Source organism: Streptomyces sp. NPDC051051, assembly GCF_040682975.1.
Taxonomy (GTDB): Bacteria; Actinomycetota; Actinomycetes; order Streptomycetales; family Streptomycetaceae; genus Streptomyces.
Genome location: NZ_JBFBCB010000027.1, coordinates 82296 through 108609, shown reverse-complemented (window position 1 = coordinate 108609; position 26314 = coordinate 82296). Strand labels below are relative to the sequence as shown.

Genomic DNA, 26314 nt, shown 5'->3' with positions numbered 1-26314 from the left:
AAACGCCCGGTCACATTCCGAACCCGGAAGCTAAGCCTCACAGCGCCGATGGTACTGCAGGGGGGACCCTGTGGGAGAGTAGGACGCCGCCGAACTCCTTTTACAGCTCCGGCTCCTGGGCATACCGCCCAGGAGCCGGAGCTTTTTTGCGTTGAGGTAGGGTCAGGGGGCATCGTTGGCTCGTTTTCTACTGGAGGCCCCCGGGTGGAGGTCCAGGAGACCCGTGTGCAGACCGACCGGGTCCTCACCATCCCCAACATCCTCAGCATGGCGCGTCTCCTCGGCGTACCGCTGTTCTTGTGGCTGATTCTCAGGCCCGAGTTCGGAGGGCCGCAGAGCGACGGCTGGGCCCTGCTCGTGCTGGCTCTGAGCGGAATCAGCGACTATCTGGACGGCAAGCTCGCCAGGCGCTGGAACCAGATCAGCAGCCTCGGCCGGCTGCTCGACCCGGCCGCGGACCGGCTCTACATTCTCTCGACCCTGATCGGCCTCACCTGGCGGGAGATTCTCCCCCTCTGGTTGACCGCTGCACTTCTGGCGCGAGAACTGATGCTGCTGGTGATGGTGGGCATCCTCAGGAGGCACGGCTATCCGCCGCCCCAGGTGAACTTCCTCGGGAAGGCGGCCACCTTCAACCTGATGTACGCCTTCCCGCTTCTCCTGCTCAGTGACGGAAGTGGATGGCCGGCGTCACTCGCTGCTATTTTCGGATGGGCGTTCGCAGGATGGGGTACAACGCTGTATTGGTGGGCAGGAGTCCTCTACGTGGTACAAGTCCGCCGCCTGGTCCGTGCGGACCCCATGGCCGACTGATCTCGCCGAAGCGATCGGCACTCAGCGCTGGCTCGATGGCCCGCTACGGAAAAGTGCGGGACAATCTGGACGGGTGAAGTCGGCTAGACCGTCGTCTCTTCAAGGAGGACGCTTCCGACATGAAGGCCGTCGTGATGGCCGGAGGCGAAGGCACACGCCTTCGTCCCATGACCTCGAGCATGCCCAAGCCGCTCCTGCCGGTGGCCAACCGGCCGATCATGGAGCACGTTCTGAGGCTGCTCAAAAGGCATGGGCTCAATGAGACCGTCGTCACCGTCCAGTTCCTGGCCTCACTGGTCAAGAACTACTTCGGTGACGGTGAAGAGCTCGGTATGGAGCTCAGTTATGCCAACGAGGAGAAGCCACTCGGTACCGCGGGAAGCGTGAAGAACGCGGAGGAGGCGCTGAAGGACGACGCCTTCCTCGTCATTTCCGGCGACGCGCTCACCGACTTCGACCTCACCGAGCTGATCAACTTCCACAAGGAAAAGGGCGCGCTAGTCACCGTCTGTCTGACGCGTGTGCCCAATCCTCTGGAATTCGGCATCACCATCGTCGACGAGGAGGGCAAGGTCGAGCGCTTCCTCGAGAAGCCGACCTGGGGCCAGGTCTTCTCCGACACGGTGAACACCGGCATCTACGTGATGGAACCCGAGGTCTTCGACTACGTCGAGGCCGACGTGCCCGTCGACTGGTCCGGCGACGTCTTCCCACAGCTGATGAAGGAAGGCAAGCCGATCTACGGCTACGTCGCCGAGGGCTACTGGGAGGACGTCGGCACGCACGAGAGCTACGTGAAGGCCCAGGCCGACGTGCTGGAGGGCAAGGTCGACGTCGAACTCGACGGTTTCGAGATCTCGCCGGGCGTATGGGTCGCCGAAGGCGCCGAAGTGCATCCGGACGCCGTGCTCCGCGGCCCCCTCTACATCGGGGACTACGCCAAGGTGGAGGCCGGCGCGGAAATCCGCGAGCACACGGTCATCGGATCCAACGTCGTCGTCAAGAGCGGGGCCTTCCTGCACAAGGCCGTCGTCCACGACAACGTCTACGTCGGACAGCACAGCAATCTGCGCGGCTGCGTCGTCGGCAAGAACACCGACATCATGCGGGCGGCCCGAATCGAGGACGGCGCCGTCATCGGCGACGAATGCCTGATCGGTGAAGAATCGATCGTGCAGGGCAACGTGCGGGTCTACCCGTTCAAGACCATCGAGGCCGGCGCCTTCGTCAACACCTCGGTGATCTGGGAGTCGCGGGGCCAGGCGCACCTCTTCGGCGCGCGGGGCGTCTCCGGCATCCTGAACGTCGAGATCACGCCGGAGCTGGCCGTACGCCTCGCAGGGGCCTACGCGACCACGCTCAAGAAGGGCTCCACCGTCACCACGGCCCGCGACCACTCCCGTGGTGCCCGTGCTCTGAAGCGAGCGGTGATCTCCGCGTTGCAGGCCAGCGCCATCGACGTACGGGATCTGGAGAACGTGCCGCTGCCCGTGGCGCGGCAGCAGACCGCGCGCGGCAGTGCCGGCGGGATCATGATCCGGACGTCGCCCGGAGTGCCCGATTCCGTGGACATCATGTTCTTCGACGGGCAGGGCGCCGACCTTTCGCAGGGCAGCCAGCGGAAGCTGGACCGGGTGTTCGCGCGGCAGGAGTACCGGCGGGCGTTCCCCGGAGAGATCGGGGACCTGCATTTCCCCGCCAGTGTCTTCGACTCGTACACCGGGTCGCTGCTGCGGAACGTGGACACGACCGGGATCGCCGAATCCGGGTTGAAGGTCGTGGTGGACGCCTCGAACGGCAGTGCCGGTCTCGTCCTGCCCAGCCTGCTCGGGAAGCTCGGGGTCGACTCGCTGACCGTCAATCCCGGTCTGAACGAGGCCCGGCCGACGGAGAGCAGTGACCAGAGGCGTTCCGGGCTCGTGCGGCTCGGGGAGATCGTGGCGTCGTCGCGGGCCGCGTTCGGCGTGCGGTTCGACCCGGTGGGCGAGCGGCTCTCTCTCGTCGACGAGAAGGGCCGGATCATCGAGGACGACCGTGCGCTGCTCGTGCTGCTCGACCTGGTCGCCGCCGAGCGGCGCAGCGGACGGGTGGCCCTGCCGGTGACCACGACGCGGATCGCCGAGCAGGTGGCGGCCTATCACGGCACCCAGGTGGAATGGACGACGACGTCGCCCGACGACCTGACCCGGGTGGGCCGCGACGAGTCGACCATCTTCGGCGGGGACGGCAAGGGCGGCTTCATCGTTCCCGAGTTCAGCAGCGTCTTCGACGGTACGGCGGCCTTCGTGCGGCTGATCGGGCTCGTGGCCCGGACGCAGCTCACGCTGAGCCAGATCGACGCGCGGATCCCGCGGGCGCACGTCCTGAAGCGGGATCTGGCCACCCCGTGGGCCGTCAAGGGTCTGGTGATGCGACGGGTCGTCGAGGCCGCCGGAGACCGCTCCGTGGACACCACGGACGGTGTCCGGGTGGTGGAGGCCGACGGACGCTGGGTGATGGTGCTGCCGGACCCGGCCGAGGCGGTCACGCACCTGTGGGCGGAAGGCCCCGACGACGCCTCCGCGCAGGCCCTGCTGGACGAGTGGTCGTCCGTCGTGGACAGCGCCGGGCGCTGACGCCTGCCACGCGCGCGTGCCGGACAAGTGTCCCCAAGGGGGCCTGTCCGGCACGTCGGTGGGGCCATTCGGAGGTAGTGGGCGCGGCGTGCGACGATGTGCGGCATGCCGCAGCAGCCCCCCGTTCGGAGTACGCCCGCGCGAGCGTCGCGCCCGGACGCGTCCATGTCGCTGCTCACCAACGTCATGGACCACAGTCTCGACGACGGATACGCCGAGGCGGCCGCCCGGAAGCGGGCCGAGGGCGTCGGCGGGCTGCCCAGGACGCTGCGCTCGAAGCTGGGCCTGGCCGCGGGCCTGGTGCTCGCGGCTCTCGTCGTGACCGTGGGAGCCGCCCAGGCGCGGATCGCCGCTCCGGTCGTGGCCAAGGAGCGCGAGGAACTGATCGACCGCATCGACAGCCAGACCGAGGCGGCGGACGAGCTCGAGGACACCGTCGACGAACTGCGCGACGACGTGAGCGCGCGGCAGCGGGAGGCGCTCCGGGAGAGCGGCGGTGGCGACCAGGCGGAACTGGTGGGCATCCTCGCGGGCGCCGTCGAGGTGCACGGACCCGGTGTGAAGCTGGTCGTGGACGACGCCGAGGAGGCCTCCGCCGGAGGCGACGGTGATCCGCGCGAGACCTCCGGATTTTCCGACACCGGGCGGGTCCGCGACCGTGACATGCAGCGTGTCGTCAACGGGCTGTGGGCGTCGGGTGCCGAGGCCGTCTCCGTCAACGGTCAGCGGCTGACGGCGCTCTCGGCGATCAGGGCCGCGGGCGAGGCCATACTGGTCGACAACAAGCCGCTGGTGCCGCCGTACACGGTGCTCGCGGTGGGGGACGGGAAGAACCTGAGCACCCGGTTCCAGGACAGCCCCGACGGGCTGTATCTGCACGCCCTCCAGGAGAACTTCGGCGTCCGGACCGCCATCTCGGTGGAGAAGGACGTCCGGGTGCCCGCGGCACCGAGTGTGATCGTACGTACAGCAGAGCCGAGAACTGAGAAGGGCACATCGTGATCGCCGTACTGGGCCTCGTCGTGGGAGTCGTGGCCGGCCTCTTGGTCCGGCCCGAGGTTCCGGCGGTCGTCGAGCCTTATCTGCCGATCGCCGTCGTGGCGGCGCTGGACGCCGTCTTCGGGGGTCTGCGGGCCATGCTCGACGGCATCTTCGACGACAAGGTGTTCGTCGTGTCGTTCCTGTCGAACGTGGTCGTGGCCGCCCTGATCGTGTTCCTCGGTGACAAGTTGGGCGTCGGCGCCCAGCTGTCCACGGGAGTGGTGGTCGTGCTCGGCATCCGGATCTTCTCCAACGCCGCGGCGATCCGCCGGCACGTCTTCCGGGCGTGAGGGCGATGAACGACCACGACGCGATCCAGCCCGACGGGACCCCCCGTGACGAGTCACCCCGCGACGAGTCGCCGCGGGTCGAGACGCCTCGGGACGAGACGCCCACGACCAGGCTGCGCAAGGAACTGCCCCAGGAGGTTCCCGCGGCCGTTGCGCGCGCGGAACGGCCCGAGGAGAGCGGGAAGCCCACGCTGACCGGCCGGCAGCGGCTGGTGCAGGGGCTGTGGCCGCCGCGGGTGAGCCGGGCCCAACTCATCGTCGCCCTGCTGCTGTTCGGCCTCGGTTTCGGACTGGCCGTGCAGGTGGCCTCCAACAGCGAGAGCGGCAACGCCCTGCGCGGGGCGCGCCAGGAAGATCTCGTGCGCATCCTCGATGAACTCGATGACCGCAGTCAGCGTCTTGAGGACGAGAAGCAGGGTCTCGAGAAGCAGCGGCAGGAGCTGGAGAACAGTTCCGACCAGGCCGAGGAGGCACGCAAGCAGACGGTCGAGAAGGAGAAGCAACTCGGCATCCTGGCGGGCACGGTGGCCGCTCAGGGGCCCGGCATCACCATGGTCATCGAGGACACGAAGGGGACGGTCGAGGCCGACATGCTGCTCGACGCGATCCAGGAGCTGCGCGCGGCGGGCGCCGAGGCGATCCAGGTGAACGGCGTGCGGGTCGTCGCCGGCACGTATCTGACGGAATCCGGCAAGAGCGTGAGCGTCGACGGGAACAAGATCAACGCTCCCTATCGTTTCAAGGTCATCGGCAAGCCGCAGGACCTCGAACCGGCGCTCAACATCCCTGGGGGCGTGGTGCAGACTCTCGAGAAGGAGCAGGCCACGGTGTCCGTGGAGCGATCCACCAAGATCGTCGTGGACGCCTTGCGAGCAGCGGAGCAGCCTGACTACGCTCGGTCGTCCTCGCAGTGAACCGGGGGTGCATGGGGGCCGTCCGGCAAGGGCATGAGGTTGCGGGGGGTCGGCGCACCGAACGGGTGGTGCGTGGTGGAAACTGTCTGGTGGATACGGACGTTGTGAAGATGTCCGGGTCGGCCGGTCTAATCATTCAGGGTTCGTCCTGCCCCACGGGCGGGTCTGTTTCGGTCAAGGGGAATCGCCCGTGAAGTTGTTTGCGAAGTTGTTCGGCAAGAGCGCGCGAGAGGGCAGCGGTGACAACGCGACCGCCCGTCACCGCGCACAGCCTGACGCGGAGGGCCAGCGGCCGCTGTTCCGGGACCAGGTGGCTGGTCCGGGCGGTGACATTTCCGGAGGCCAGGGCGGGGCGTCGGTTGACCCTGCGCAGTCCGGCGGCATAGGTTTCGGGCAACCGTCAACCTCAAGTACGGGTGGAGGGTTTTCCCCTATGTCGGCCCTGGTGTGTACGAGGTGCGGTAACCGCAACGCGGAGAACAGCCGCTTCTGCTCGAACTGTGGCGCGCCCCTGAGGCCGGGGCTGACGCCCGAGCGCCCGTCGGAGACGACGTCCACCATTTCCATCTCCGGTCTCGAGGCCTACGACTCCGAGGCCACCGGACAGACGCAGTTGCCGGCGCTCTCGCCCGAGGCCCAGGCCGCGGTCGACGCGCTGCCGCTGGGGTCCGCCCTGCTGGTCGTGCGGCGTGGCCCCAACTCGGGCAGTCGTTTCCTGCTGGACGGCGACCTGACGACGGCCGGGCGGCACCCGCAGAGCGACATCTTCCTGGACGACGTGACGGTCTCGCGCCGCCATGTGGAGTTCCGGCGCAGCCAGGACGGTTCGTTCACGGTGGCCGACGTCGGCAGCCTGAACGGCACGTACGTCAACCGGGAGCGGATCGACGAGATCCCGCTGTCGAACGGCGACGAGGTGCAGATCGGCAAGTACCGGCTGGTCTTCTACGCGAGCCAGCGAGGCTACTGACCCGCCCCCGGACCCGGTCCGGGGGAACCCCCAGGGAAGGCCCATGCTGCGAACACCGAGGGGCGGTACCGAACCCGGCGCCGCCGCAGTGGACGGTGGTGCGATGAGCATCGGCACGGTGCTGAACGTGCTGCGCGACGAGTTCCCCGAAGTCACCATCTCCAAGATCCGCTTCCTGGAGTCGGAGGGGCTCGTCGAGCCGCAACGGACCCCGTCGGGGTACCGCAAGTTCAGCGTGGAGGACGTCGAGCGCCTCGGTCACGTCCTGAGGATGCAGCGGGACCACTATCTGCCGCTCAAGGTGATCCGGGAGCATCTGGACGCGATGGAGCGCGGTGAGGCGGCACCGCTGCCGACCGTGGGCTGGCAGCGGGACGGGGAGGCGGTACCGGAGCGGCCCGACGCGCCCACCGCCGCCAGGATCGGGCGGTCCGGGCTGCTGGCGGCCGCCGGGATCGACGAGCGCGAACTCCAGGAGTGGGAGGCCTACGGGCTCGTCGCGCCCCTGGAGGACGGGGTCTACGACGCAGAGGTGGTCACGGTGGCCGCGCTCGTCTCCGAGCTGGGGCGGTTCGGGATCGAGCCCCGGCACCTGCGGGTGATGAAGGCCGCGGCCGACCGCGAGGCGGGGCTGGTGGACCAGGTGGTCGCACCGCTGCGGCGCCACCGCAATCCGCAGACGAGGTCGCATGCCGAGGCCCGCACGAAGGAACTGGCGGGGCTCACGGTCAGGCTGCACGCGGCGTTGGTGCAGACCGCGCTCGGAGTGCGCCTGCCCTGAGGCGGACGCTCCGGACCGCCCGGATCGGTCACCCGTTCCCGGCCCGACTACCCAAACGTCCCGAGCACGGCCTAGGGTTGCTGTGTGAACGAGCTCGATGTCGTAGGTGTCCGGGTCGAGATGCCCTCCAACCAACCGATCGTCCTGCTGCGTGAAGTGGGAGGCGACCGTTACCTCCCCATCTGGATCGGGCCGGGTGAGGCGACGGCGATCGCCTTCGCCCAGCAGGGCATGGCTCCGGCGCGGCCGCTGACCCACGACCTGTTCAAGGACGTGCTGGAGGCCGTGGGCCAGGAGCTCAGCGAAGTACGCATCACGGACCTGCGTGAAGGCGTCTTCTACGCCGAGCTGGTCTTCGCCAGCGGGGTGGAGGTGAGTGCGCGGCCGTCCGACGCCATAGCGCTGGCCCTGCGCACCGGGACGCCGATCTACGGCAGCGACACGGTGCTCGACGACGCGGGGATCGCCATCCCGGACGAGCAGGAGGACGAGGTGGAGAAGTTCCGCGAGTTCCTCGACCAGATCTCGCCCGAGGACTTCGGCAGCAGCAATCAGTAGCCGTCGGCGGACGCGGGTGGTCCGATGGGCGCAGCGGCTTCGGCCGCGGCAATTGCCGCCGGACCGTGAGAGCGTCTACGGCTTCCGCTCAGCACATTCGGCTAGCCTTTCCCCGCGGTGGAGCGGGGGAAACCACTCCTAGGGTGATTATCACTCGGCGTGCCGAGTGTGGCGATCGTTGACGCACCCCTGGTGACTGCCTACCGTCGAGAAGGCAGGTCAAGGACGGAGGTCGGCGTGAGAAGCAGCGGCGACGGTACGGTGGGGGGTGCCCCCGGACTCGGTGTCGGGGGGAGCGGTCCGTACCCTCCCTCAAGCTCTCGGCTCCGCGCGAGCGGGGGGTACCCCCATCACGGAGGCGTGGCCGACCATGCTCCGCAGCGACCGTCGGCCGTGCCGAGCAGCGGAGGGGCGACGTCCATGGCGTCCGAGGAGATCGGCTACCGGGGCCCGACGGCCTGTGCGGCCGCCGGCATCACCTATCGGCAACTGGACTACTGGGCGCGCACGGGACTGGTCGAGCCGAGCGTACGGCCCGCCCACGGGTCCGGTACGCAGCGCCTGTACAGCTTCCGGGACGTGGTGGTCCTGAAGATCGTCAAGCGTTTCCTCGACACCGGGGTCTCGCTCCAGAACATCCGCACCGCCGTCCAGCACCTGCGTGAGCGCGGTTTCAGCGACCTCGAGCGGATGACGCTGATGAGTGACGGCGCCACGGTCTACGAGTGCACCTCGCCGGACGAGGTCCACGCGCTGCTCCAGGGCGGTCAGGGCATCTTCGGGATCGCTGTCGGCGTGGTGTGGCGGGACGTCGAGAGCGCGCTGTCCCAGCTGCACGGGGAACGTGTCGACACCGGTGAGACACTCGTCGGGCCCAACCCGGCGGACGAGCTGGCCCGTCGGCGCAACCGGGCGGTCTGACGGCCCGGTGCCCTCGCGGGCGGCTGCACGGTCTCATTGTCAGTGGCGTGGTGCAGCATCGGAGACGTGAGAAACGCGCCCACCATCCTGCATCTCGACATGGATGCCTTCTTCGCCCAGGCGGAGCAGGCGTCCAAGCCGAGTCTGCGCGGGAAGGCTGTGGTCGTGGGGGGTCTCGGGCCGCGAGGGGTGGTGGCGACCGCCTCGTACGAGGCACGGGTCTTCGGGGTGCACTCGGCGATGCCGATGGCGCAGGCCCGCCGGCTCGCTCCGAACGCCGCCTACCTGGTGCCGCGGGGCGCGTTCTACCGCCAGATCAGCGACCAGGTCATGGCGCTGCTGCGGGCCCTGTCGCCGCTGGTGGAGCCGCTCAGCCTGGACGAGGCGTTCGTGGATCTGGAGGCCGGTGAGGCGGCCTGGGACAGCGAGTCGGCGCGGCTGGCCGGGGTGCGGCTGCGCGCCGACATCCGGGCGGTCACCGGGCTCACCGGTTCGGTGGGGCTGGCCGCCTCGAAGATGCTCGCCAAGATCGCCTCCGAGCAGGCGAAACCGGACGGCCTGGTGCTGATCGAGCCGGGCACCGAGCGGTCCCTGCTCGCGCCGATGCCGGTGCGGACGCTGCCGGGGGTCGGTCCGGCGACCGGCGACCACCTGAGGCGGGCCGGGATCACCACGGTCGGGGAGATGGTCGAGGCGGGGGAGGACGAGCTGGTGAGGCTGCTGGGCAAGGCGCACGGACACGCGCTGTACGCCATGGCGCTGGCCCGGGACGACCGGCCCGTGGTGGCCGAGCGGGAGACCAAGTCCGTGTCGGTGGAGGACACCTACGACGTGGACATCCACGACCGGGTGCGGGTGGAGCTGGAGGTGCAGCGACTCGCCGACCGGTGCGTGCGGCGGCTGCGGGGGGCCGGTCTGTCGGGGCGGACCATCGTGCTGAAGGTGCGGCGGTACGACTTCTCCACGCTCACCCGGTCGGAGACCCTGCGGGGGCCCACGGACGATCCGGCGGTCGTGCGGGAGGCGGCGGCGCGGCTGCTGGACGCGGTGGACACGACGGGCGGTGTGCGGCTGCTCGGGGTGGGGGTCAGCGGGCTGGCCGACTTCACGCAGGAGGACCTGTTCGCACAGGCGGCCGAGGTGCGGGCGGCCGAGGTGCGGGCCGAGGGGCCCGAGCACGAGACATCGGAGGAGCCCGCCGTGGCCGAGGTGGTGCCCGCGGAGCACCGGTGGCGGCCGGGCCTCGACGTGCGGCACGCCGAGTTCGGCCACGGGTGGGTGCAGGGCAGCGGGCTGGGGCGGGTGACCGTGCGGTTCGAGACACCCGAGTCGGAGGTGGGCCGGGTGCGGACGTTCCGGACCGACGACCCCGATCTGGAACCGGCGCAGCCGCTGCCGCTGGTGCGGCGAAGACCGGACGGGGCATCGGCCGTGGACACGGCCGGTCGGGTGCCGACGGTGGGGCCGCGGCCGGGGAACGGCCGGTGACGGGATCGAGCGAGGCGGTGTGCGGTGGCGGACGAGAGGGGACGGACGGGCCCTGCGGGGGTGTCGGCGGAGCGGCGTGAGGAGGTGCGTTCGGTGGTCCGGCGGGTCACCGAATGGGCCGCGGAGCGCGAGGACGTCGTCGGGGTGCTGCTCGTCGGGTCCTGGGCGCGGGGCGCCGGGCGAGCGGACTCGGATGTCGATCTCGTCGTGCTGACCGCCGAGCCGGGCCGGTACGCCGCCGAGGACGCCTGGGGGCGCGAGCCGGCCCTGGGAGAGCTGATCCGCAACCGGGCCTGGGGGTCCGTCACCGAATGGCGGTATGCCACCGCCTCCGGTCTGGAGGTCGAGGTCGGCATCGGCCCCGCCGACTGGGCGCGCACCGATCCCGTCGACGCGGGCACGCGACGCGTCGTCACCGACGGGGCGCGGCCGCTCCACGATCCGCAGGGGCTCCTCGGGGCGCTGGTCCGGGCGTGCGGCCGGTCCGCTCAGGTCTCCTCCGAGCCCGCCAGCCTGCCGAAGTCACGGTCCGGGAGGGGCGGAGGGCCGGCCACGTCGAGCCCGTAGTGGTGATAGAGCTGGAGTTCCTGGTCGGGAGAGAGGTGACGGCCCACGCCGAAGTCGGGGGCGTCCTTGATCAGGGCGCGGTCGAAGGGGACGTGCAGGGTGCCCTCGACCAGTTCGCTGGGCTCCAGGGGGACGAAGGCGTCCCTGCTGAACAGGCCGGTGCGTATGGCCGCCCACTCCGGCACGCCGGTCGCGTCGTCGAGATAGATCTCGTCGATGGTGCCGATCTTGGTGCCGTTGCGGTCGAACGCCTTGCGGCCGATCAGGTTGCGCGGGTCGATGTCGGTCTGCACGGGGCCCCTCCACTTCGTCGCAAACTCATCCCTCAGCACTACAAAAGAGCACATCGGGAGTCGCGGCCACTCGAAAGGAGGCCTCGTTGACCTCGCTGGTAGTCTGGCAATGGCCGCTGACCCCGTGCGGGAGAGTCCTCCGGAGATCACCGGAGGCGCCGAAGGAGCAAATCCTCCCCGGAATCTCTCAGGCTCACGTACCGCACGGACGAGGTCACTCTGGAAAGCAGGGCGGGTGCCGACGGCGTCGACGGCTTCCGCCCTCACCGACGGTGAAAGCCGGGTGCCCTCGGGCGGCCGGTGAAGCTCTCAGGTTGAGATGACAGAGGGGGAGGCCGTCCGGGTACCCGCCAGTGGTGCCCCTCGAAGGTCGTGTCTGACCAGGAGGCCTCCGCAATGACCGCCCATCGCATTCCGCTCTCCGACCTCGAACAGGGAATCCCCTTCGAGCAGCGCCACATCGGGCCCGACCAGGAGGCGCGAGCCAAGATGCTCGCGCAGGTCGGTTACGGCTCTCTGGACGAGCTGACCGCCGCCGCCGTCCCCGACGTGATCAAGAACGCCGACACGCTGGACCTGCCGGGGGCGCGCACCGAGGCCGAGGTGCTGGCCGAGCTGCGGTCGCTGGCCGACCGCAACCAGGTCATGGACTCCATGATCGGGCTCGGCTACTACGGCACCTTCACCCCGCCGGTCATCCTGCGCAACGTCATGGAGAACCCGGCCTGGTACACGGCCTACACGCCGTACCAGCCGGAGATCTCGCAGGGCCGGCTCGAGGCGCTGCTGAACTTCCAGACCATGGTTGCCGATCTGACCGGACTGCCGACCTCCGGCGCCTCGCTGCTCGACGAGGGCACGGCCGCGGCCGAGGCGATGGCGCTGTCCCGGCGCATGGGGAAGAACAAGAAGGGCCTCTTCCTGATCGACGCGGACGCGCTGCCGCAGACCATCGCGGTGATCGAGACGCGTGCCGAGCCGACCGGTGTCGAGGTCGTCGTCGCCGACCTCAGCGGGGGCATTCCGGCCGACATCGCCGCGCGGGAGATCAACGGCGTGCTGATCCAGTACCCGGGGGCCTCCGGCGCCGTACGCGACCTCAAGCCGGTCATCGACCAGGCGCACGAGCTGGGGGCGCTCGTCACCGTCGCCGCCGATCTGCTCGCACTGACGCTGCTGACCTCGCCCGGTGAGCTGGGCGCGGACATCGCCGTCGGGACGACGCAGCGGTTCGGGGTGCCGATGGGCTTCGGCGGGCCGCACGCCGGTTACATGGCCGTCCACGAGAAGTTCGCGCGCAGCCTGCCCGGCCGGCTCGTGGGCGTGTCCGTCGACGTGGACGGCAACCGGGCGTACCGGCTGGCGTTGCAGACCCGTGAGCAGCACATCCGCCGGGAGAAGGCGACCAGCAACATCTGTACGGCGCAGGTCCTGCTCGCCGTCATGGCCGGCATGTACGCCGTCTACCACGGCCCCGAGGGCCTCCGGGCGATCGCGTGGCGCACCCACCGCTACGCCTCGGTCCTGGCCGCCGGGCTCACCGCGGGCGGCGTCGAGGTGGTGCACGGTTCCTACTTCGACACGCTGACCGTGCGGGTGCCGGCGAAGGCCGCCGAAACCGTCGCCGCCGCGCGGGACAACGGCGTCAACCTGCACCTCGTCGACGCCGACCACGTGGCGATCTCCTGTGACGAGACCACCGGGCGGGCGCAGATCAGCGCCGTCTGGCGGGCCTTCGGGGTCGAGGGCGACATCGAGGCCCTCGACGCGGTCACGGAGGACACCCTCCCCGCCGGGCTGCTGCGCCGCGACGAGATCCTCACCCACCCCGTCTTCCACCAGCACCGCTCCGAGACCGCGATGCTGCGCTACCTGCGCAGGCTGGCCGACCGCGACTACGCGCTGGACCGGGGCATGATCCCGCTGGGCTCCTGCACGATGAAGCTGAACGCGACCACCGAGATGGAGCCGGTCACCTGGCCCGAGTTCGGGCAGCTGCACCCCTTCGCGCCCGCCGAGCAGGCGCGGGGCTACCTCACGCTCATCCACGAGCTGGAGGAGCGGCTCGCCGAGGTCACCGGGTACGACAAGGTGTCCCTCCAGCCGAACGCCGGGTCGCAGGGCGAGTTCGCCGGACTGCTCGCCGTACGCGGATACCACCGGGCCAACGGGGACGAGCAGCGGACCGTGTGCCTGATCCCCTCGTCGGCGCACGGCACGAACGCCGCGAGCGCCGTGATGGCCGGGATGAAGGTCGTCGTCGTGAACACCGCCGGGGACGGTGAGATCGACGTCGAGGACCTGCGAGCGAAGATCGAGAAGCACCGCGACGAGCTGGCGGTCCTGATGATCACCTACCCGTCGACGCACGGGGTGTTCGAGGAGCACGTCGCCGACATCTGCGCGCAGGTGCACGAGGCCGGCGGCCAGGTGTACGTGGACGGCGCCAACCTCAACGCGCTCGTCGGGCTCGCCAAGCCCGGGCACTTCGGCGGCGACGTCTCGCACCTCAACCTGCACAAGACGTTCTGCATCCCGCACGGCGGCGGCGGTCCGGGCGTCGGCCCCGTGGCCGTACGGTCGCACCTGGCGCCGTACCTGCCCAACCACCCGCTCCAGCCCGAGGCCGGGCCCGCGACGGGGGTGGGGCCGATCTCGGCCGCGCCGTGGGGTTCCGCGGGGATCCTGCCGATCTCGTGGGCCTACGTGCGGCTCATGGGCGGGGAAGGGCTGAAGCGGGCCACGCAGGTGGCCGTGCTGTCCGCCAACTACGTCGCCAAGCGGCTCGAACCGCACTACCCCGTGCTCTACACCGGCCCCGGCGGGCTGGTCGCGCACGAGTGCATCATCGACCTGCGTCCGCTGACGAAGGCGACCGGTGTCAGCGTGGACGACGTGGCCAAGCGGCTCATCGACTACGGCTTCCACGCGCCGACGATGTCGTTCCCCGTGGCCGGCACGCTGATGATCGAGCCGACCGAGTCGGAGGACCTGGCGGAGCTGGACCGGTTCTGCGAGGCGATGATCGCGATCCGCGGGGAGATCGAGAAGGTCGGGGCCGGTGAGTGGCCCGCCGAGGACAACCCGTTGCGGGGCGCTCCGCACACGGCGGCCGCGCTGGGCAGCGAGTGGGACCACGCCTACACGCGCGAGGAGGCCGTCTTCCCGGCCGGGGTGTCCGCCGCCGACAAGTACTGGCCGCCGGTGCGCCGGATCGACCAGGCGTTCGGCGACCGCAACCTGGTCTGCTCGTGCCCGCCGCTGGACGCGTACCAGGACTGATCCGACAGCCGTACGGCATGCCGGTCCCCGTCCGCGCAGGGCGGGGGCCGGCGGTGTGTCAGGGGGCGGTTCAGGCCGGATAGGCGTGCGTCTGGGTCGCCTTGACCGTGGCCCACACGGTGGCGCCGGGATGCAGGTCGAGTTCCGCGGCGGCGACCGTGGTGAGGTCGGCCGCCAGGGGGAGCTCACCGGTGAGGTCGGCGCGGATCTGGTCTCCGTGGGTCTCCAGGCCCGCGACCTCGCAGCGCCAGAGGTTGCGGGCGCTGGAGCCGGTGGGGCGGTCGCGGTGGAGGGTGACCGCGCCGGGCGGGAACGCGACGAAGACCGGTCCGGTGAGAACCTCCGTGGTGGTGAGCGCGGGGCCCGTGTCGAGGCGCACCGTGTGGCCGTCGGCCCGGCCGCGGTAGAGGTTCAGGCCGACGAGCTGGGCGATGTAGTCCGTGCGCGGGTGGCGGGCGATGTCGGAGGGGGCGCCTTCCTGGACGACCGTGCCGTCTTCGACGACGACCAGGCGGTCCGCGAGGACCATGGCGTCGAGCGGGTCGTGCGTGACGAGGACGGCGACCGCATCGAAGTCGGCCAGGTGACGGCGCAGTTGGGCGCGCACCTCCAGGCGGGTGCGGGCGTCCAGGGCGGCGAGGGGCTCGTCGAGCAGCAGCAGCCGGGGGCGGGTGGCGAGGGCGCGCGCCAGGGCGACCCGCTGGGCCTGGCCGCCGGAGAGACGGCGGGGTTTGGCGCCGGCGTGCTCGGCGAGGCCCATCCGCTCCAGCCACTTCGCCGCCAGGGCGCGTGCCTCGGCCTTGCTCGCGCCGTGGCAGCGCGGGCCGAAGGCCACGTTGTCCAGGGCGCTCAGGTGGGGGAACAGCAGGTAGTCCTGGAAGACCACGCCGACCGGGCGGGATTCCGGCGGCGTACGGTCCAGCACGCTGCCGTCCAGGCGGAGACGGCCGCCGGTGAGCGGGACGAGGCCGGCGAGGGCGCGCAGGGCCGTCGTCTTGCCGGCGCCGTTCGGGCCGAGCAGGGCGACGACGTCGCCGGGGGCGGCGCGCAGCGCGATGTCGAGGCGGAAGGCGCCCCGGTCGACGACGAGACGGGCGTCGAGACCCTCGGCGGTGGTGTCCGCCGCGGGGCGGGGCGGGACGGTGTCCGCCGGGGACCCGGGGGTGTCCTTCGCGCGGTCGGGGGTGCTCATGAGGCGGTCATCCAGCGGTCGCGCAGGCCTGCCAGCACGGCGATGGAGACGGCCAGCAGCACGAGGCTGAGGGCGATGGCGGCCTCCGGGTCGTTCTGCAGGGCGAGGTAGACGGCGAGCGGCATGGTCTGGGTACGGCCGGGGAAGTTGCCCGCGAAGGTGATCGTCGCGCCGAACTCGCCCAGCGCGCGTGCCCAGGCCAGCACGGCGCCCGCCGCGATGCCCGGCGCGATCAGGGGCAGCGTGACCCGGCGGAACGCGGTGAAGCGGGAGGCGCCCAGGGTGGTGGCCGCCTCCTCGTAGCGGGGGTCGGCGGCGCGCAGCGTGCCCTCGACGCTGATGACGAGGAACGGCATCGCCACGAACGTCTCCGCGAGCACGACGCCGGCCGTGGTGAACGGCAGGGTGATGCCGAACCAGGAGTCCAGCCACTGCCCGACCACGCCGTTGCGGCCCAGGGCGAGCAGCAGGGCCACGCCGCCCACGACCGGCGGCAGCACCAGGGGGAGCGTCACCAGGGCGCGCACGAGACCGCGGCCGGGGAAGTCGGTGCGGGCCAGCAGCCAGGCCAGCGGTACGCCGACGACGAGACTCAGGGCGGTCGCCGACGTGGCGCAGATCAGGGACAGCCGCAGGGCCTGCCACACCTCGGGGCTGGTCAGCTGCCCGGGGAGGCTGTGCCAGGGCGCCCGGATCAACAGGGCGGCCAGGGGCAGCAGCAGGAAGGCCAGGCCCAGAAGGGCGGGCAGCAGCAGGGCGAAGGGGACGCCGGTGCGGATCCGGCCCGGTCGCCGGTCGCCCTTGCGGAGGTCGGAGGCGAAGGGCGTCACGGCTTCAGGAACCCGGCCTCGGTCAGCGCCTCCTGGCCCCCCGCGGAGCGCACGAGGGCGACGAAGGCCTGGGCGGCCGCGGCGTTCCGGGAGTCCTTGAGCGGGACGATGGGGTAGTCGTTGACGGCGTCGGCCGACTCGGGGAAGTCCACGCCCTCCACCTTGTCACCGGCCGCCCGCACATCGGTCCTGTACACCACCGCGGCGTCGGCCTCCTTCAGCTCCACCTTCGTCAGGGCGCTCTTAACGTCCTGCTCGTAGGAGACCGGGGTGAGGTCGAGCCCGCTCGCGTCGAGGGCCTTGCGGGCGGCGGCGCCGCACGGGACGGCCTTGTCGCACAGGACGACCTTGAGGCCGGACTTCGTGAGGTCCTTCAGGGAGGCGACCTCGTCGGGGTTTCCCGGCAGGGTGGCGATCTCCAGTTGGTTGCGGGCGAAGGTGACCGGGGCGGAGGCGTTGTCCCCGGCGCCCGTCACGACCGCCATGGTCTTGGTGCTGGCGGCGGCGAACACGTCGGCAGGGGCGCCGCCGGTGATGCTCGCGGCCAGGGTGTCGCTGCCGCCGAAGTTGAAGACGACCTTCGTACCGGGGTACGTCCTCTCGAACTCCTCGCCCAGGGCGGTGAAGCTCTCCTGGAGGGAGGCCGCCGCGAAGACGGTCACCGTGCCGGACGGCTGCGCCGGGTCCGACGTGGCGGACCCGGCCCCGGAGGAGGTGTCGTCCGACGAGGAGCAGGCGCTCAGCACCAGCAGCGCGGCGGCCCCGGCGCCCGTCAGGCGCAGTGTCCGGCGGGCCCGGCGGGCGGTTCGGGTCATCACGGTGCGCTCCTCGGTGTCCTCGCGGTCCCTCGAACGGGCCCATGCCGAGATGATACTGCCGCAGATGCCAGGTGTAACTCGGCTGTCACTTCGCATGAGCGGCACCTAAACGGTCCAGAGGGCCGCATGTGCGAGACTCCGAGCTGCGCAGGGCTCGCGTCAGGTGCGGTCGATGTGGACGTTGGTCGACTTCACGCGGGCCGTGGCCTCCATGCCCACCTCCAGGCCGAGTTCCTCGACGGCCTCGCGGGTCAGGAGGGAGACGAGGCGGTGCGGGCCCGCCTGGATGTCGACCTGGGCGGCGACGTCTCCCAGCTTGATCGCGGTGACGATGCCGGGGAACGCGTTGCGGGCCGAGGTGTAGGAGGCGCCGCCCTCCTCGCCGCCGGATCCGGCGAGTTCGACCGAGAAGGCGGCGAGATCCTCGCCGTCGATGAGGCGTCGTCCGGTGTCGTCGCGGTGCGTCGGTACCCGGCCCGCGTCCGCCCAGCGGCGTGCGGTGTCGGGGCTCACGCCGAGCAGGCGCGCGGCCTGGCCGATGGTGTAGGACTGCATGCCGGTCACGATAGGTGCAGGCGGGGCCGGGGGAGGGGCCGGGCCGCCGGGTGACGCGGTGCGGGGGCGGCGGGGTGTACCGGTCATCGGCCGGTTCCGCCGGCGGAGGGCCGGGCGGCGTGAGCGGGGCCGACCGGCGAAAGGGGAGTCGGCGGGCGGCGGGCCGGCCGCGGGCCGGGGCGGCGGGGCCGGGCGCGGCGGAGTAGGGGAGCCGTCAACGGCGGTCGATTCCGGTCACGGCGGCTGTTTGTGGAGGAGTGCACCGAGGGCCGCACCCTCGGATTCCTCGGCGAGCCGCGCGTCGACGTCCTCGAACTCGACGCCGCGTTCAGGAGCCCGATCGACCACGGGTGAGGCGGTTCTCCCGCGCCGTCCGGGGAGCCGGCGCGCGGTCTTGTCGCTGCCCGGACGGCCTTCTACAGTCCCCTCCGTAATGTTCGTCGCGCGATTCGAATGTTTCGGAGGGTTCGATCTGTCACCTGTTGACGGACGTGCGGAAATTTCTCTGTGTTCAAGGGGTTGCCACCCGTCGAAGGCTGTCTCTAGGGTGCGGCAGCAGCGAAGCTTTCTGAATTACCACCGAAACTTTCGATACCGTGAACGGTCTGTCCGGCCGTTCCGTACCCAAGGAGCGCATGATGGGCGACCCGGGACTCTCCCGACGAGGCTTCCTGGCGGCCTCCGCCGCGGCCGGTCTTGGCATGACGGCACTGAGCGCCTGCGGCGGCGACTCGGACGGAGGATCGTCGGGGACGACCACCATCGAGTGGTGGAACATCTCCACCACGCAGCCGACCAAGGACGTCTGGGCCGCCCTGGCCAAGCAGTTCGAGGCCCAGAACCCCAAGGTGAAGGTCAAGATCGTCCAACTGGAGAACGACGCCTACAAGTCGAAGATGACCGCGCTGATCGCCTCCGGGAAGCTGCCGGACATCTTCCACACCTGGGGCGGCGGCGTCCTGAAGCAGCAGGTCGACGCCGGGCTCGTCGAGGACCTCACCGACCGCACCAAGGACTGGGCCGACGGCATGCTGCCGGTCGCCAAGGAGCCGTACCTGGTGGACGACAAGGTCTACGGCATACCGTTCGACATCGGCATGATCGGCTTCTGGTACAACAAGGCCCTCTTCAAGCAGGCCGGCGTCAGCGCGCCGCCCACTACCTGGAGCGGATTCCTCGACGCCGTAAGGAAGTTGAAGTCCGCCGGCATCACCCCGCTCGCCCTGGCCGGCAAGGAGAAGTGGCCCGGCATGTACTACTGGGCCTACCTCGCGATGCGCACCGCCGGGGTCGACGCCCTGCGGAAGGCCGACGACGACAAGGACTTCACCGGGGACGGCTTCGTCCAGGCGGGGCAGCACCTCCAGGACCTGGTCGACCTCCAGCCGTTCCAGAAGGGCTTCCTCGGCGCCGCCTACTCCAGCCCCACCGGACAGGCCGCCAGCGTCGGCAACGGCAAGGCCGCGATGGAACTCATGGGCCAGTGGGCCCCGGTGGTGCAGGCCGACGCCGGCAAGGGACTCGGCGCCGACCTCGGGTTCTTCCCGTTCCCCGAGGTCGACGGCGGGCAGGGCAAGCTCACCGAGGTGTTCGGCGGAGGCGGCGGACACGCCCTGCGCGCCGGCGCCCCGCAGGCGGCCGTCGACTTCCTGAAGTTCTTCGCCTCCGCAGCCACCGACACCGAACTGGTCAAGAAGACCGGTGTGCTCCCTGTGGTGCCGGCCGCCGAGAGCGCGCTGGCCGACCCCAACCTCAAGGCCGTGCAGACGCAGTTGAAGGCGGCCACCGGCTTCCAGCTCTACCTCGACCAGGCCTACGCGCCGGCCCTCGGCCAGGAGATCAACGACAGCGTCGCCGCCCTCATCGCCGGTTCCAAGTCGCCCGCGCAGGTCGCCCAGTCGATCACCAAGATCGCGAAGGAAGAGCAGTAGCCGGCGATGACCTCGACCTATCTCCCGGACAAGCGCAGCGGCCCGCCCGTCGGTCCCCCGCCCCCGGCCGCCGAAGCGGCCCGGGGGCGGGCCCGGCGGCGCGCACGCCACTGGCTCACCGCCGTGGTCTTCCAGGTGCCCGCCCTGGTGCTGTTCGGCGTGCTGGTGCTGCTGCCGATGCTGTTCGCGCTGTACGCCTCGTTCTTCCGCTGGGGCGGCTTCGGCATGCCCGAGGACTACATCGGCGTCGACAACTTCACCCGCCTCCTCGACGACCCGGTCTTCCTCGGCGACCTCTGGCGCTGCCTGCTCCTGGTCGTGCTCTCGCTCGTGGTCCAGCTGCCGTTCGCGCTCGCCCTCGCGGTCGCGCTCAACCAGCGCATCCGCGGGCGGGCCGTCTACCGGATGCTGTTCTTCGCGCCGTACATCCTCTCCGAGGCGATCACCGGCGTGCTGTTCGCCATGATCTTCGCGCCCGACCAGGGCCTCGCCGACCACGTGCTCGGCGCGGTCGGTCTGGACGGCCTGGGCGGGGAGTGGTTCGCCGACCCGTCCACAGTCATGGCCACCCTGTTCCTCGTCATGACGTGGAAGTACTTCGGCTTCCACATGATGCTCTACCTGGCCGGACTCCAGTCGATCCCGGCCGAGTTGACCGAGGCCGCGCTCATAGACGGTGCCGGCCCCTGGCAGCGCTTCCGCCACGTCACCCTGCCGCTGCTCGCGCCGACCCTGCGGATCAGCGTCTTCCTGTCCGTCATCGGCGCGGTCCAGCTGTTCGACCTGGTGTGGGTCACCACCGCGGGCGGCCCCGACCACCACTCCGAGACGATGGCCGTGACCCTGTTCCAGTACGGCTTCAAGCGCTACCAGGTCGGCTACGCCAGCGCGATCAGTGTGGCCATGTTCGTCATCAGCCTCGTCTTCGCCCTCGCCTACCAGAGGTTCGTGCTCCGCCGCGATCTGGAGGGGGCCACCACGACCCTGAGAGGAGGCGGCTCGTGAACGACCGCAGGACAGGCCGCACCTTCCCGCTGCACATCGTCCTCGTCGCCGTCGGCACGGCGATGGCCGTCCCCCTCGTCTACGCCGTCCTGTCCGGCTTCAAGTCGACCGACGAACTGTCCCGCAACCCCATCGGCCTGCCCGAGTCGTGGGTGACCTCCAACTACACCGACATCCTGGGCTCCGGCTCCTTCTGGCGACTGGTCGGCAGCAGCACCCTGATCGCGATCGGTACGACGGTGGTGGTGGTCGCGGTGTCCGCGCTCGCCGCGTTCTCCTTCGCCCGGTTCGCCTTCCGCGGCCGGGAGGCGCTGTTCACCCTGTTCACGCTGGGGCTGATGTTCCCCTTCGCGGTGGCCGCCCTGCCGCTGTTCCTGCTGCTGCGCCAGCTCGGCCTGCTGGACAACCCGCTCGGCGTGATCCTGCCGCAGGCCGCCTTCGGGCTGCCGATGACGATCGTCATCCTGCGCGGCTTCTTCCGGGAGATCCCCGCCGAGCTGGAGGAGGCGGCCACCCTCGACGGCTGCGGCCCTCTCGGCTTCTTCTGGCGGATCCTGCTGCCCATGGCCCGCCCCGCCCTCGGCACGGTCTCCGTGCTGGCGGTGGTGGGGAGTTGGAACAACTTCTTCCTGCCGCTGCTGGTGTTCACCGACTCCACCTGGTGGACGATCCCCATCGGCGTGCAGCAGTTCCAGGGCCAGTACTCGGCCGAGTACGCCCGCGTCTTCGCGTACCTCGTCCTCGCCATGGTCCCCGCCCTGGCCTTCTACTCCGTCGCCGAGCGCCAGCTCGTCGGCGGCCTCACCGCCGGCGCCACGAAGGGATGACGCGCGCCCCCGCGGCCGTACGACTCGACGACCTCACCGACCGCCCAGGAGTCGCCCCATGCCCCGCACCTCCCGTACCCGGCTCGGACTCGCCGCGGTGCTCGCCGCCGTCCTGGTCGGCGCCGGTGTCGCCACCGGCCCGGCCGCACAGGCGCACGACAAGCCCCGGACGCTCGCCGACCTCGCCGAGCGCCACGGCCGCTACTTCGGCAGCGCCACCGACAACCCCGAACTCACCGACGGCGCCTACACGGAGATCCTCGGCGACGAGTTCGACATGATCACTCCCGGCAACGGCATGAAGTGGTACGCCACCGAGCCCCGGCAAGGCGTCTTCGACTTCTCCGCCGGCGACGAGATCGTGAACCTCGCCCGCGCGAACCACCAGAGGGTCCGGGCCCACACCCTCGTCTGGCACAGCCAGCTGCCCGGCTGGCTCACCGACCGGGATTGGACGGCCCCCGAGCTGCGGGCCGTCCTCAAGAACCACATCCAGACCGAGGTGCGGCACTACCGCGGCAAGGTCTACTCCTGGGACGTCGTCAACGAGGCGTTCAACGAGGACGGAACCTACCGCGAGACGGTCTTCTACAAGACGCTCGGCCCCGGCTACATCGCCGACGCCCTGCGCTGGGCGCACCAGGCCGACCCCGAGGCCAGGCTCTACCTCAACGACTACAACGTCGAGGCCGTCGGCCCCAAGAGCGACGCCTACTACGCCCTCGCCAAGGAGCTGAAGGCGCAAGGGGTCCCGCTGCACGGCTTCGGCCTCCAGGCCCACCTCGCCCTCCAGTACGGCTATCCGGTGAGCCTGGAGGACAACCTCCGCCGCTTCGGCCGTCTCGGCCTGGACACCGCGCTCACCGAGGTCGACGTGCGGATGCAACTGCCCGCGACCGAGGAGAAGCTCGCCCAGCAGGCCGACTGGTACCGGGACCTGACCGAGGCGTGCCTCGCGGTACGGCGGTGCGCGGGGGTGACTCTCTGGGACTACACGGACAAGTACTCGTGGATTCCCGACTTCTTCCCGGGCGAGGGGGCGGCCCTGCCGTGGGACGAGCAGCTCGCGCCGAAGCCGGCGTACCACGCGATCCGGGAGGCGCTGAAGTAGGGCTGCGGCGCGGGCACGGCCCGGCGGGGGCGTACCGAGGGGCATGACGTCCGGGAGCCCTGCGGACCTCGCGTACCCCTGGGCGAAGAGGCGGGAGGGCGACCGCGGGGGTCCACGAGGGCGACCATGGGGTCACCGAGAGTGAGCGACCGCGGACGTGCTTCGGGGCCGGCGCGCGGCGGTGGCCGCGGTCCGGCCCCTCGGATCGGTGCACGGCACTCGACGGTGCCGTCCGGGTGGTGCCGAGGCGGTGCTGCTCAGGCCGCCGTCACGATGCGGCCGCCGGCCAGCGGGCGGTGCGGTGCGATGATCCGGCCGTCCGGCAGGATCTCGCCGGTGTCCTCGAAGAGCAGGACGCCGTTGCACAGCAGGCTCCAGCCCTGTTCCGGGTGATGCGCCACGAGGCGGGCGGATTCCCGGTCGGCGGAGTCGGCTGTCGGGCACGGTGGCTGGTGTTGGCACATGGAGGGGATCTCTCGCTCAGGCGTGGTGTGTGGAAGGTGCGTCGTGTCTGTCCCGCGGCGTGAAACGTCGTTCATGGCCGCCCCCCGTTGTGATAACTCGGTCGGAACCCAGTGTTGCCCCACGGGCGTCGATCCGCAGGGATTTCGCGGCACCGCTCCTCACAGGTTCAAGACGCGTCACCCGCGCGGGCGGTTCATTCCAACCGCACGGTCGGTTCGGGTGGTTCCGGCTGGCCGAATGGGGCTAGGGCTAGTCCGCATGGGCCGGCGTCCTCGGACCGGGCCGGAGAGCGCGCCGTGCCCCGCCACCGGGGCCGCGGTGACGGGGTACGGCGCACCGCGGGCGGACGGTCAGGCCGGCGATCCGAGCAGCGGCGGCCGGGTCACCCGGAGGCTGAGCACCGGCAGCAACTCGGCGACCCGGTGCGGGCGGTGCGCGGCGATGCCGGGCGGCGCCGGGGCCAGCGGCACCAGGATGTCGGTCGCCGCCGGATGCCCGGAGGTGCCGTCCGAGGCACAGTCGCCGTGCAGCCACAGGGTGAGCATGTACAGGCCGGGCAGGGACAGCAGGCGTGCCTGGTACGGCTGTGTCGTCGACTCGGCCTGGCGCAGGGCCAGTTCGGTGGAGGCGAGGTACGGGCCCTCGAAGAAGTGCGAGAAGGCCCAGCCGTCCGGGGTCAGCCGGGTCTCGGCCGCGGCCAGCGACCGGTCTCCGCAGCGGATCAGGAAGCGCCAGCCGGCCAGCCTGGTCGCGGACATGCCCTCGGGGGCGATCGGGTCCAGGACGTGCACGGGCAGCGGGAGTTCGGGGGTGACGGGTCCCTGGGCGGTGCGCAGGGAGGGAGTCCTCGCCTCGCGGACCGCGGTGGGAGAACCCAGTGCCGTGAGGACGGAGCGCAGGGCGGGCGCGGGAGCCGGGGGGACATGCAGCGGCATGGTGGGTCGCCTCTCATTGGACAGGCACGGTGGCACGAGGGCGTGGGTGGGGCGGACAGCGCTGTCAGCTCTCAGGGTGAGGTCAAAGAGGCAGGGGGCCGGGGTCTGGGAACGGAGGCTGTGCCTGCGGCCTGCCGTCCGTCTCGTAGACGACGACAGGCTCCTTCGACCGCGGGTGCCCACCTTCTCTGCCTTGTCCGCGGAGTTTATACGACACGTGTTCAGACTGTGTTTCGCCTAGCCGTTCCCGGGATAACCGTCAAGATTCCATTCGGACGGCGGTACGCGTGAATCATCCCGATTCGGAGCGGGGTGCGCCTCGATGACCTCAGGATATGCAGGCGCAGCGATCGGCTTATTTCCGTCGGATTTTTTCACGAGGTCCCGAGTTCGTGAATCGGCCCTTTGCCTCATGCCCCGTGAATGTGCCTCCGGTCACCTCCGGCGACTCCGGTCAGAGTAGCGGGTGTGATGCCGGGTAGGTGACGTTATCGATCGACGGGGTTGGGCATCATCCCACCTGACCCCGGCACACCGGCGGCCGGATCCTCGGACCGCCCACGCGAGGAGGGACGCCCGATGGGGGAGAAGGTCGTGGCGGGCGGGTTCGACCTGTCCGATCGCCAGCGCTACCGAGACAAGCTGCGCCAGTGCCTGTCGGTGCTGGAGCGACTGCTGGCCCAGCAGCGCTTCGACCGCCCCAAGAATCTCATGGGGCTGGAGATCGAACTGAATCTCGCCGGCGCGGACGGGCTGCCGAAAATGCTGAACGGGGAAGTGCTGGAGCGGATCGCCAGCCGAGACTTCCAAACAGAACTCGCCATGTTCAATCTGGAAGTGAACATAGCCCCACACCGCCTGGGCGGCAGGGTATTCGACCGGCTCGCGGAGGAACTCCGTACGTCACTGGCATATGCCCACCGAAAGGCCGGGGAGGTCGACGCGGGAATCGTGATGATCGGTATTCTCCCGACACTCGACCGTGACGACCTGGTCTCCTCCAACCTTTCCGACGTCGACCGCTACGCCCTCCTCAACGACCAGATCGTGGCCGCCCGCGGCGAGGACTTCACCCTCGACATCGACGGCGTCGAGCATCTGTCCTGCACCTCGAAGTCGATCGTCCCCGAGGCCGCCTGCACGTCCGTGCAGCTGCACCTCCAGGTCACGCCGGGCCGCTTCGCCGACGTGTGGAACGCCGCGCAGGCCGTCGCCGCGGCCCAGATCGCCATCGGCGCCAACTCTCCGTTCCTCTTCGGCCACGAACTGTGGCGCGAGTCCCGGCCGCCGCTGTTCCAGCAGGCCACCGACACCCGACCGCCGGAACTGCAGGCCCAGGGAGTGCGCCCGCGGACCTGGTTCGGCGAACGCTGGATCAGCTCCGCGTACGAGCTGTTCGAGGAGAATCTGCGCTACTTCCCCGCCCTGCTGCCCATCTGCGACGACGAGGACCCGGCTCAGGTCCTGGCGGCGGGCGGCACCCCCAAGCTCGCCGAGCTGGTCCTGCACAACGGCACCGTGTACCGCTGGAACCGCCCCGTCTACGACGTCGCCGACGGCGTCCCGCACCTGCGCGTCGAGAACCGCGTCCTGCCCGCCGGCCCGACCGTCACCGACGTCGTCGCCAACGCGGCCTTCTACTACGGCGTGGTCCGCGCCCTGGCCGAGGAGTCACGACCGGTGTGGACCCGGATGCCCTTCGAGACCGCCGCCGAGAACTTCGACGCGGCCTGCCGCTACGGCATCGACGCCCAGCTGCGCTGGCCCCGGCGCGGCCGGCTCGGCGGCGTCGCGGAGATCGACGCGGTGAGCCTCGTACGCGACGAGCTGCTGCCGCTGGCCGAGGCCGGACTGGACGCGTGGGGGGTGGAACCGGCCGACCGCGACCTCTACCTGGGAGTCATCGAGGAGCGGTGCCGGCTGCGGACCAACGGCGCGAGCTGGCAGGTGGCGACCTTCCGTGCCGCGCTGGAGGCGGGGCTGCCGAGGGACGCGGCCCTGGCGGCGACGACCCGGCGGTACGCGGAGCTGAGCCGTCGGGGAGAGCCCGCGCACACCTGGCCGGTGGGACTGCCGGAGCCCGTCCCCGCGGGGTGACGGTCCCGGGGCACC

General features: G+C 70.6%; 24 protein-coding genes, 1 rRNA gene and 1 riboswitch. Of the genes, 18 read left to right on the top strand and 7 right to left on the bottom strand.

Annotated elements, in window-relative coordinates; genetic code table 11:
- The 12 genes from rrf to AB0N31_RS21365 form a co-directional block, all read left to right on the top strand.
- Window positions 1-95, top strand: a 5S ribosomal RNA gene (gene rrf / locus AB0N31_RS21420); the annotation flags it as partial.
- Between the two features lie 109 nt (window positions 96-204).
- Window positions 205-813, top strand: a complete 609-nt coding sequence (locus AB0N31_RS21415; protein ID WP_366059953.1) for a CDP-alcohol phosphatidyltransferase family protein — start codon at window positions 205-207, stop codon at window positions 811-813.
- 119 nt (window positions 814-932) lie between these two features.
- Window positions 933-3428: a mannose-1-phosphate guanyltransferase gene (locus AB0N31_RS21410; protein WP_363092996.1), complete on the top strand. Its 2496-nt coding sequence runs from the start codon at window positions 933-935 to the stop codon at window positions 3426-3428.
- Window positions 3429-3524: 96 nt separating this feature from the next.
- Window positions 3525-4430 (top strand): DUF881 domain-containing protein, encoded by a 906-nt coding sequence (locus AB0N31_RS21405; protein WP_366059952.1) that lies wholly within the window; start codon window positions 3525-3527, stop codon window positions 4428-4430.
- Entirely contained in the window at window positions 4427-4759 is a 333-nt protein-coding gene (locus tag AB0N31_RS21400) for a small basic family protein (protein ID WP_003988855.1), read from the top strand. Before AB0N31_RS21405 ends, AB0N31_RS21400 begins: the two co-directional genes overlap by 4 nt.
- A 5-nt stretch (window positions 4760-4764) precedes the next feature.
- On the top strand, window positions 4765-5673 hold the full coding sequence (locus AB0N31_RS21395) for a DUF881 domain-containing protein (protein ID WP_366059951.1): 909 nt from the start codon (window positions 4765-4767) through the stop codon (window positions 5671-5673).
- 82 nt (window positions 5674-5755) lie between these two features.
- On the top strand, window positions 5756-6643 hold the full coding sequence (locus tag AB0N31_RS21390; RefSeq protein WP_366059966.1) for an FHA domain-containing protein: 888 nt from the start codon (window positions 5756-5758) through the stop codon (window positions 6641-6643).
- Window positions 6644-6686: 43 nt separating this feature from the next.
- Window positions 6687-7424: a MerR family transcriptional regulator gene (locus AB0N31_RS21385; protein WP_366059950.1), complete on the top strand. Its 738-nt coding sequence runs from the start codon at window positions 6687-6689 to the stop codon at window positions 7422-7424.
- Between the two features lie 84 nt (window positions 7425-7508).
- Window positions 7509-7982 (top strand): bifunctional nuclease family protein, encoded by a 474-nt coding sequence (locus AB0N31_RS21380; protein ID WP_073494403.1) that lies wholly within the window; start codon window positions 7509-7511, stop codon window positions 7980-7982.
- Window positions 7983-8219: 237 nt separating this feature from the next.
- Window positions 8220-8903 (top strand): MerR family transcriptional regulator, encoded by a 684-nt coding sequence (locus AB0N31_RS21375; RefSeq protein ID WP_366059949.1) that lies wholly within the window; start codon window positions 8220-8222, stop codon window positions 8901-8903.
- A 66-nt stretch (window positions 8904-8969) separates the two neighbouring features.
- Entirely contained in the window at window positions 8970-10391 is a 1422-nt protein-coding gene (locus tag AB0N31_RS21370; protein WP_366059948.1) for a DNA polymerase IV, read from the top strand.
- A 24-nt stretch (window positions 10392-10415) separates the two neighbouring features.
- Window positions 10416-10958, top strand: coding sequence for a nucleotidyltransferase domain-containing protein (locus AB0N31_RS21365; protein WP_366059947.1), 543 nt, complete (start codon window positions 10416-10418; stop codon window positions 10956-10958).
- On the opposite strand, the gene AB0N31_RS21360 is transcribed toward AB0N31_RS21365, so the two are convergent.
- Window positions 10880-11251, bottom strand: a complete 372-nt coding sequence (locus tag AB0N31_RS21360) for a PRC-barrel domain-containing protein (RefSeq protein ID WP_366059946.1) — start codon at window positions 11249-11251, stop codon at window positions 10880-10882. The genes AB0N31_RS21365 and AB0N31_RS21360 overlap by 79 nt on opposite strands.
- Before the next feature lie 117 nt (window positions 11252-11368).
- A riboswitch (glycine riboswitch) is annotated at window positions 11369-11464 on the top strand.
- Between the two features lie 183 nt (window positions 11465-11647).
- On the opposite strand from AB0N31_RS21360, the gene gcvP reads away from it, so the two are divergent.
- A complete protein-coding gene (gene gcvP, locus AB0N31_RS21355) occupies window positions 11648-14533 on the top strand; it encodes an aminomethyl-transferring glycine dehydrogenase (RefSeq protein ID WP_366059945.1) in 2886 nt (961 codons plus the stop codon).
- Between the two features lie 70 nt (window positions 14534-14603).
- Here gcvP and AB0N31_RS21350 read toward each other — a convergent pair whose 3' ends face one another.
- The 4 genes from AB0N31_RS21350 to AB0N31_RS21335 all read right to left on the bottom strand — a co-directional run bounded on the left by AB0N31_RS21350 (window position 14604) and on the right by AB0N31_RS21335 (window position 17928).
- The gene (locus AB0N31_RS21350) at window positions 14604-15725 is read right to left on the bottom strand and encodes an ABC transporter ATP-binding protein (protein WP_366059944.1); all 1122 of its coding nucleotides are present in this window, start codon (window positions 15723-15725) and stop codon (window positions 14604-14606) included.
- A complete protein-coding gene (modB, locus tag AB0N31_RS21345; RefSeq protein ID WP_366059943.1) occupies window positions 15722-16555 on the bottom strand; it encodes a molybdate ABC transporter permease subunit in 834 nt (277 codons plus the stop codon). Before modB ends, AB0N31_RS21350 begins: the two co-directional genes overlap by 4 nt.
- A complete protein-coding gene (modA, locus tag AB0N31_RS21340; RefSeq protein WP_366059965.1) occupies window positions 16552-17370 on the bottom strand; it encodes a molybdate ABC transporter substrate-binding protein in 819 nt (272 codons plus the stop codon). Before modA ends, modB begins: the two co-directional genes overlap by 4 nt.
- 162 nt (window positions 17371-17532) lie before the next feature.
- Complete coding sequence (locus AB0N31_RS21335) at window positions 17533-17928, bottom strand: helix-turn-helix transcriptional regulator (RefSeq protein ID WP_366059942.1); 396 nt, start codon at window positions 17926-17928, stop codon at window positions 17533-17535.
- Between the two features lie 638 nt (window positions 17929-18566).
- Between AB0N31_RS21335 and AB0N31_RS21330 the strand changes: the two genes are divergently transcribed.
- The 4 genes from AB0N31_RS21330 (at window position 18567) to AB0N31_RS21315 (ending at window position 22802) form a co-directional block, all read left to right on the top strand.
- Entirely contained in the window at window positions 18567-19859 is a 1293-nt protein-coding gene (locus AB0N31_RS21330; protein WP_366059964.1) for an extracellular solute-binding protein, read from the top strand.
- 6 nt (window positions 19860-19865) lie between these two features.
- The gene (locus AB0N31_RS21325; protein WP_366059941.1) at window positions 19866-20864 is read left to right on the top strand and encodes a sugar ABC transporter permease; all 999 of its coding nucleotides are present in this window, start codon (window positions 19866-19868) and stop codon (window positions 20862-20864) included.
- A 62-nt stretch (window positions 20865-20926) separates the two neighbouring features.
- A complete protein-coding gene (locus tag AB0N31_RS21320) occupies window positions 20927-21691 on the top strand; it encodes a carbohydrate ABC transporter permease (RefSeq protein ID WP_366059963.1) in 765 nt (254 codons plus the stop codon).
- 58 nt (window positions 21692-21749) lie between these two features.
- Window positions 21750-22802 carry an endo-1,4-beta-xylanase gene (locus AB0N31_RS21315; protein WP_366059940.1) on the top strand — a complete coding sequence of 351 codons (1053 nt, stop codon included), beginning with the start codon at window positions 21750-21752 and terminating at the stop codon, window positions 22800-22802.
- 257 nt (window positions 22803-23059) lie between these two features.
- Here AB0N31_RS21315 and AB0N31_RS21310 read toward each other — a convergent pair whose 3' ends face one another.
- Together AB0N31_RS21310 and AB0N31_RS21305 are read right to left on the bottom strand one after the other, a co-directional pair.
- A complete protein-coding gene (locus AB0N31_RS21310) occupies window positions 23060-23266 on the bottom strand; it encodes a DUF5999 family protein (RefSeq protein ID WP_356562720.1) in 207 nt (68 codons plus the stop codon).
- A 351-nt stretch (window positions 23267-23617) separates the two neighbouring features.
- On the bottom strand, window positions 23618-24202 hold the full coding sequence (locus AB0N31_RS21305) for a hypothetical protein (protein WP_366059939.1): 585 nt from the start codon (window positions 24200-24202) through the stop codon (window positions 23618-23620).
- 579 nt (window positions 24203-24781) lie between these two features.
- On the opposite strand from AB0N31_RS21305, the gene AB0N31_RS21300 reads away from it, so the two are divergent.
- Window positions 24782-26299 carry a glutamate--cysteine ligase gene (locus AB0N31_RS21300; RefSeq protein ID WP_366059938.1) on the top strand — a complete coding sequence of 506 codons (1518 nt, stop codon included), beginning with the start codon at window positions 24782-24784 and terminating at the stop codon, window positions 26297-26299.
- The last annotated feature ends 15 nt before the right edge of the window (window positions 26300-26314 follow it).

Coding starts and splice junctions, on each gene's coding strand:
- AB0N31_RS21410 (WP_363092996.1), top strand. CDS start 933: ATGAAGGCCGTCGTGATGGCCGGAGGCGAAGGCACACGCCTTCGTCCC.
- AB0N31_RS21405 (WP_366059952.1), top strand. CDS start 3,525: ATGTGCGGCATGCCGCAGCAGCCCCCCGTTCGGAGTACGCCCGCGCGA.
- AB0N31_RS21395 (WP_366059951.1), top strand. CDS start 4,765: ATGAACGACCACGACGCGATCCAGCCCGACGGGACCCCCCGTGACGAG.
- AB0N31_RS21385 (WP_366059950.1), top strand. CDS start 6,687: ATGCTGCGAACACCGAGGGGCGGTACCGAACCCGGCGCCGCCGCAGTG.
- gcvP (WP_366059945.1), top strand. CDS start 11,648: ATGACCGCCCATCGCATTCCGCTCTCCGACCTCGAACAGGGAATCCCC.
- AB0N31_RS21350 (WP_366059944.1), bottom strand. CDS start 15,725: ATGAGCACCCCCGACCGCGCGAAGGACACCCCCGGGTCCCCGGCGGAC.
- modA (WP_366059965.1), bottom strand. CDS start 17,370: ATGACCCGAACCGCCCGCCGGGCCCGCCGGACACTGCGCCTGACGGGC.
- AB0N31_RS21335 (WP_366059942.1), bottom strand. CDS start 17,928: ATGCAGTCCTACACCATCGGCCAGGCCGCGCGCCTGCTCGGCGTGAGC.
- AB0N31_RS21330 (WP_366059964.1), top strand. CDS start 18,567: ATGGGCGACCCGGGACTCTCCCGACGAGGCTTCCTGGCGGCCTCCGCC.
- AB0N31_RS21325 (WP_366059941.1), top strand. CDS start 19,866: ATGACCTCGACCTATCTCCCGGACAAGCGCAGCGGCCCGCCCGTCGGT.
- AB0N31_RS21320 (WP_366059963.1), top strand. CDS start 20,927: ATGGCCGTCCCCCTCGTCTACGCCGTCCTGTCCGGCTTCAAGTCGACC.
- AB0N31_RS21315 (WP_366059940.1), top strand. CDS start 21,750: ATGCCCCGCACCTCCCGTACCCGGCTCGGACTCGCCGCGGTGCTCGCC.
- AB0N31_RS21310 (WP_356562720.1), bottom strand. CDS start 23,266: ATGTGCCAACACCAGCCACCGTGCCCGACAGCCGACTCCGCCGACCGG.
- AB0N31_RS21305 (WP_366059939.1), bottom strand. CDS start 24,202: ATGCCGCTGCATGTCCCCCCGGCTCCCGCGCCCGCCCTGCGCTCCGTC.
- AB0N31_RS21300 (WP_366059938.1), top strand. CDS start 24,782: ATGGGGGAGAAGGTCGTGGCGGGCGGGTTCGACCTGTCCGATCGCCAG.